The organism is Methylobacterium sp. J-078 (genome assembly GCF_022829285.1).
Lineage (GTDB): Bacteria > Pseudomonadota > Alphaproteobacteria > Rhizobiales > Beijerinckiaceae > Methylobacterium.
This window is the reverse complement of sequence record NZ_JAKSYI010000007.1, coordinates 1-1270: the sequence shown is the minus strand read 5'-3', so window position 1 is coordinate 1270 and position 1270 is coordinate 1. Positions and strand designations below refer to the sequence as shown.

Sequence of the window (1270 nt, the reverse complement as noted above, 5' to 3'; positions counted from 1 at the left end):
CGACATCATCCTGCTCGACCTGACGCTGCCCGATATCTCGGGCTACGAGGTGCTGCGCAGCTTGCGCGTCGCCAAGATCAACACGCCGATCCTGCTCGTCCCCGGGTTGGCCGGCATCGAGGACAAGGTGGAGGGCCTCGGCTTCGTGGCCGACGACTATCTCACCAAGCCCTTCCACAAGGACGAGCTCGTCGCCCGCATCGACGCCATCGTGCGCCGCTCGCAGGGCCACGCCCAGTCGATGATCACCACCGGCGACCGCATCGTGAACCTCGATGAGAAGACCACCACCATCGCCGGGGCGCGCGTCCATCTCACCGGCAAGGAGTACCAGATCCTGGAGCTCCTCGCCCTGCGCAAGGGCACGACCCTGACCAAGGAGATGTTCCTTAACCATCTCTACGGCGGCATGGACGAGCCCGAGCTGAAGATCATCGACGTGTTCATCTGCAAGCTGCGCCGGAAGCTCGCCAATGCCTCGGGCGGCAAGAACTACATCGAGACTGTCTGGGGCCGCGGCTACGTGCTGCACGACGGCGTCTCCGCGATGCGCGCCATGGCGGGATGATCCGAGCGTCCCTCGGCTTGCGGGCTGCCATGGCGGTCCGACAGCAGCTTCGGACCGGCGTTGGTCCGCGAACATTGAGGCCGAACCCGGCAGACTACGATTTCCGAACCGGCGGACTGTTCTCATGGAACCACCCGTCGCGACGTGTGTTAACTCGCTCGGTTACTGAGGCATAAATCTTCAATTATTGTTAGTCTATTCGGGCTGATATCGATCTATCCTGGGTGTTGCTCAAATGCACTGGAGCTCAGCCAGGCTCTCACGGTAGAACCGCTTCACACCGCACCGAGAGTGCGCCTCTGGTTCCCGGCAGGCCTCACATGATCAAGACGCTCATCCTCGCCAGCGCCGCTTCGGCTCTCCTCGCTGGCGCCGCCTCCGCCGCCGACCTTCCGCGCCGCGCGGCTCCCCCGGTGTTCGTGCCGGTGCCGGTGTTCACCTGGACCGGCTTCTACGCCGGTTTCAACGCCGGCTCCGGCTTCGGTACGGGCAACGACAACAAGGGCCCGACCACCATCGTCGCCAAGGCGCCGATCTTCCTCGGCACCGCCGCCAGCCCTCCGGTGGGTGGTCGTGGCGCCGGCGCCTTCGGCGGCCGTGACAGCAACGAAGGCTTCGTCGGCGGCGGTCAGATCGGCTACAACTACCAGTTCACCCCGGGCTCTGGTGTCGTGATCGGTGTCGAGGCCGACGCCCAGTACG

General features: G+C 64.9%; 1 protein-coding gene and 1 pseudogene. Both read left to right on the top strand.

The features are described from left to right. On the top strand, positions 1-568 hold a 568-nt coding region (locus MKK58_RS00180; protein WP_243910208.1), incomplete at its 5' end, for a response regulator transcription factor. Positions 569-891: 323 nt separating this feature from the next. Then, a pseudogene (locus MKK58_RS00175) lies at positions 892-1270 on the top strand (porin family protein); the annotation flags it as partial.